Here is a 4,681-nt window from a genome sequence, read left to right as displayed (position 1 = left end):
GCTCTATGTGCGCAATGCCTCCGGCGGCATGGTGCCGCTCTCGACGCTGGGCAAACTCGTGCCCTTCGTCGGCCCGGAGACCGTGCCGCACTACAACAACAATGCCTCGGCCTCGATCAATGGCGGCGCCGCACCGGGCTTTTCCTCCGGCCAGGCGGTTGCCGCCATGGAACGGGCCGCTGCAACCGCGCTGCCAAGGGATTTCGGTTTCGAATGGACCGGCATCACCTTCCAGGAGCTCAAGGCAGGATCGATCGCGTCCGTCGTCTTCGGCCTCGCCATTGTCTTCGTCTTCCTGATCCTGGCGATGCAGTATGAGAGCTGGGCGATGCCGTTCATGGTGCTGTTGGCGGTGCCACTGGCCCTGTTCGGCGCCTTCGCAGCGTTGTTGCTGCGTGGCATGCAGATCGACGTCTACTCGCAGATCGGCTTCGTCATGCTGATCGGCCTGGCGGCCAAGAATGCGATCCTGATCGTCGAATTCGCAAGGCGACGGCGCGAGGAAGGCCTCAGCATCGTCGACGCGGCGATGGAGGCGGCACGGCTCAGGCTGCGGCCGATCCTGATGACGGCCTTCGCCTTCATCCTCGGCGTGCTGCCGCTGATGTTTGCGACCGGCGCCGGTGCGGCAAGCCGGCAGTCGATCGGCACCACCGTGTTCGGCGGCATGGTCGCGGCGACCATCCTGTCGCTGGTGTTCGTGCCGGTGTTCTACGCGGTCATCGAACAGCTGCGTGAACGCCGCGGCAAAGACGAGCCCACCTCTCAAGACAATGAACCAACTGCTGAGCACGCTTTACCGCCCCTGGCGGAAGCGGCCGAATAAGATTGGAGACTGATCATGCGTAAATGGAAAATCGCGTTGGGAACGGCTGTCGCGCTGGGTGCGATCTCGGTGGCCAGCGTCCACCTGCTCGATATGGGCAATCTCAGCCTCAATGCCGGCACGGCAGGTGCGGCGCCCGCCCCGGCGGCGTTCGTCATGCCGGTGCCGGTGGTCAGCGTCGTCAAGAAGACGATCCCGATCTACCTCGACTATGCCGCGCGGACAGAGCCGATCCGCAGCATCACCTTACAGGCGAGGATTCCCGGCTATCTGCAGGAGCAGACCGCAGCCGACGGCGTCGACGTCCGGCAAGGCGATCTTCTCTACAAGATCTCGCCTGACGACTTCCAGGCGGCGCTCGACCAGGCCAAGGCCCAAGTGCAGCGCGACACGGCGACGCTCGACTATGCCCGCTCGAATCTTGGTCGCGGCACCGAGCTCGCCAAGAGCGGCTACCTCGCCAAGGACGGCTTCGACCAGCGCACCAGCACCTTGCGCGAAGCGCAGGCATCGCTGGCGCTGAACCAGGCGGCGGTCCGCACGGCAGAGCTCAATCTGAGCTACGCTGAAATCCGGGCGCCGTTTGCCGGGCGCCTTGGCCGCAACCAGGCCTCGGTCGGAACGCTGGTCAGCGTCGCCGGCACCGTGCTCAACACGCTGGTGCAGCTCGACCCGATCTACGTCACCTTCAACCCGAGCGAGACGGATCTGACCGAGATCGAGCAAGCCCGTGCGAACGGCCCGATCGAAGTGGATGTCCTGCTCCCCGGCCAGACCGAGGCAAGCCAGAAGGGCGAGCTTACCTTCATCGACAATTCGGTCGACCGCTCGACCGGCACGATCACGGCGCGCGCGACGATCGGCAATGGCAAGTTCACGCTGCTGCCGGGCCAATATGTCCGTGTCCGGCTGCATGTGAGAGAGCAGGCCGATGCGCTGATGGTGCCACAGACGGCGCTGGGCTCAAGCCAGCTCGGCAAATATCTCTATGTCGTCGGCAAGGGCAATACGGTCGACCAGCGGCTGGTTTCGCTCGGACCGACGAGCGGCGATCAGGTCGCCATCCTCAGCGGCGTCGCCGAGGGCGACCAGGTGATTACGGGCAATCTGCAGAAGATCGGCCCCGGAGCGCCCGTATCGCCGATACCGGAAAAGCCGGCCACCTGAACACCCCCGTCAGGATCCGGCTTCAGCGCGGCGCCCCGGCCTTCCCACAGGTCGCGGGCGCCGCTCGACTGAGCAGTTCCACCAGACCGGCAACATCGGCCCGGTCGGCCTTGGCCGGCGGCATGAATGCACAATAGGGGTGCCCGAGGTGCACCGAGACGAGGAGAGCGCAATCAGCCGACCGGCCTCCAGATCGGCGTGCGCCATGACCCGCTGGCCAAGCGCGATGCCCAGGCCGAGCCTTGCCGAGGCGATCGGCGTCGGTGAGCGCGATGCGGTTGCCGCTGCGCACGAACAGCTGCTTGCCGAACCAGGTTTCGAGATTGCGTATCTGCTGGCTGACCGCCGCCGACGAAACGCCGAGTTCAGAGGCGGCCAAAGTGAAGCCGCCGGCACGGGCGGCAACTTCAAAAGCCTTGATCGCATTCAGCGGCGGCAACCGTTCCACAGCGGCTCCATATGACTCGCCAGAGGGAATTTCGAAACGGTCTCTGCAGCGTTGGCCAATCAATTGAGATAGCCTCTTGTTAGATTGTCGACAATCTGCTTGTCTTGCTTTCGGTTTCCTGGGAGTGGCCGAATGGCGAAAGCGGATTTCAGTCCTATCGCGGATACGACGCGACGCGCCGAGATCGTTGCGCTGTTGCGGCGCGCGATCCTGACCGGCCAGCTCGCGCCCGGCCAGAAGCTCAACGAGCTCCGTATCTCCGAACAGATGCGGGTCAGCCGCGCGCCGCTGCGCGAGGCGATGCGCGAGCTGGTCCAGGAAGGGATCCTGACCAGCATCCCCTATGCCGGCACCTTCGTCATCGAGGTCACAGCCAAGGACATCGACGATGCCTATTCGTTCAACAAGGTGATGGACGAGCTGGCCATCGAGCGGGCGTGGCCGCTGCGTGACCAGCGCTTCTTCGACGAGCTCGACCGGCGCCACGAAGCCGTGAAGCAGGCGACCCGCGCATTGGACACGACACGCCAGATCGAAACCGCGCTGCAACTGCATGGCCTGATCTACGAATGGGCCGACAATTCGGTGCTGCTGGAAACCTGGCAGCGGCTGACCAGCCGGCTGCAGATGTATTTCGCGCTCCACCAGCATGCCCGCAACGAGCCGGTGCCGGCCGAAGACGTTCACGAAACCTATGTGCGGTTGCTGAAGGGCAAGGACATGCGTGCGGCCCAGCGCCATGCCAGGGAGCATATCGATCTCGACTTCGAGGAGTTGCTTGCCTACGCGCGCAGCCTCGAACAACGCCCATCGAGGGGCGCCTGACCCGTTCCCAACACCACAGACAGCGGACAAGACACGTGCAGATCGAGACCATCAAGGCCTACCACGTCATGCAGCCCTTCGTTGACGGGCTATACCGCATGTCGAAGGGGCGCGAGGCCGACGCCTTCGACGCCGTGATCGTGTCCATGACATCAGACAGCGGCATCACCGGCTGGGGCGAGATGGCGCCGCTCGGCAATTTTTACTCGGCCGCCTTCCCCGCCGGCGTTCGCGCCGGCGTGGTCGAGATCGCGCCGCATCTGATCGGCCGCGATCCGCGCGGGCTGGCCAGCATCGGGCGGCTGATGGACACGGTGTTCAAGGGCCATCCCTACATCAAGTCGGCGCTCGACATGGCCTGCTGGGATCTGGCGGCGCGCGCAGCCGACGTGCCGCTGGTCACGCTGCTCGGCGGCAAGGAAAGCGACACCGCGGAACTCTACAAGGTCGTCACGCACGGGAGCGTCGACGCCATGGCCGCGCTGGCCAAGCGCATCGTCAAGGACGGCTTCCACCGGCTGCAGGTCAAGGTCGGCGGCAATGTCCATGACGACATCGAACGCGTCATCGCGGTTGCCTCCTCGGTGCCGAAAGGCACGGTCATCTTCTGCGACGCCAATGCCGGCTGGACTCCCTATCAGGCGCGCCAATTCGCCGATGCCACGCGCGCCATCGACTACACGTTCGAGCAGCCCTGCACCACGATCGATGAAAACATGTCGGTGCGCCGCATGCTCGACAAGCCGATGGTGCTCGACGAATCCGTCACCTCGCTCGAGGCGATGCTGGAAATTCATCGCCTGGGCGCGGCCGACGGGCTGACGCTGAAGATCTCGCGCCTTGGCGGCGTGACGAAGACACGCCAGATCCGCGACATTGCCGTCGACCTCGGCTTCATGATCACGGTCGAGGACACGGGCGGCGCCGAGATCGACACCGCGGCGATGGCGCATCTGTCGCTGTCGACGCCGGAAGAGCGCCGGCTGCACGCCATCGCCTTCCATGAATGGGTGACGGTGCGCACGGCATCGAACATGCCACCGGTCACCGGCAGCCGCATGGGCATTCCAGACGGGCCGGGTCTCGGCATAGACGTCGTTCCCGATCTGCTCGGCGCGCCGTTCTTCGAGGTCGGGCGCTGAGATGAAAATCCGCAGCATCAAAGCCACGCCGATCAATTTGCGCCTCGAAGCGCCCTATGCCTGGGTGTTCGGCGAACTCGACGGATTTTCACCGACCGTCGTCGAAGTCGAGACCGAGGATGGCCTGGTCGGCCTCGGCGAAGCGCCGACGCCAGCGGCGGCCGCGATCATCAATGATGTCCTGGCGCCGCGGCTGGTCGGGCGCGATGCCTTCGACATCGCCGGCGCCGAGCATGTCTGCCTGCCCTTTTGGACCGGCGTGCAGTCGATCAA

Annotated in this window: 5 protein-coding genes and 1 pseudogene; 5 read left to right on the top strand and 1 reads right to left on the bottom strand. The window is 64.9% G+C overall.

The window, feature by feature from the left end; genetic code table 11:
- Together EN884_RS26390 and EN884_RS26385 are read left to right on the top strand one after the other, a co-directional pair.
- Nucleotides 1-826 (top strand): efflux RND transporter permease subunit (locus EN884_RS26390; protein ID WP_164895163.1); only part of this gene is annotated, 826 nt, incomplete at its 5' end.
- Nucleotides 827-841: 15 nt separating this feature from the next.
- The gene (locus EN884_RS26385; RefSeq protein ID WP_013532876.1) at nucleotides 842-1,993 is read left to right on the top strand and encodes an efflux RND transporter periplasmic adaptor subunit; all 1,152 of its coding nucleotides are present in this window, start codon (nucleotides 842-844) and stop codon (nucleotides 1,991-1,993) included.
- A gap of 22 nt (nucleotides 1,994-2,015) precedes the next feature.
- On the opposite strand, the gene EN884_RS40185 is transcribed toward EN884_RS26385, so the two are convergent.
- Entirely contained in the window at nucleotides 2,016-2,441 is a 426-nt protein-coding gene (locus EN884_RS40185; protein WP_275955645.1) for a LysR family transcriptional regulator, read from the bottom strand.
- A gap of 132 nt (nucleotides 2,442-2,573) precedes the next feature.
- Between EN884_RS40185 and EN884_RS26375 the strand changes: the two genes are divergently transcribed.
- From EN884_RS26375 to EN884_RS26365, 3 genes and pseudogenes are all read left to right on the top strand, one after another.
- The gene (locus EN884_RS26375) at nucleotides 2,574-3,266 is read left to right on the top strand and encodes a GntR family transcriptional regulator (RefSeq protein WP_063167630.1); all 693 of its coding nucleotides are present in this window, start codon (nucleotides 2,574-2,576) and stop codon (nucleotides 3,264-3,266) included.
- Nucleotides 3,267-3,301: 35 nt separating this feature from the next.
- Nucleotides 3,302-4,408, top strand: a complete 1,107-nt coding sequence (locus EN884_RS26370) for a mandelate racemase/muconate lactonizing enzyme family protein (protein ID WP_063167629.1) — start codon at nucleotides 3,302-3,304, stop codon at nucleotides 4,406-4,408.
- A 1-nt stretch (nucleotide 4,409) separates the two neighbouring features.
- Nucleotides 4,410-4,681: pseudogene (locus EN884_RS26365) on the top strand (mandelate racemase/muconate lactonizing enzyme family protein); the annotation flags it as partial.

It is taken from the genome of Mesorhizobium sp. M7A.F.Ca.AU.001.01.1.1, assembly GCF_004022735.1.
GTDB classification, from domain to species: domain Bacteria; phylum Pseudomonadota; class Alphaproteobacteria; order Rhizobiales; family Rhizobiaceae; genus Mesorhizobium; species Mesorhizobium ciceri.
This window is presented reverse-complemented; position numbering and strand designations above follow the sequence as displayed.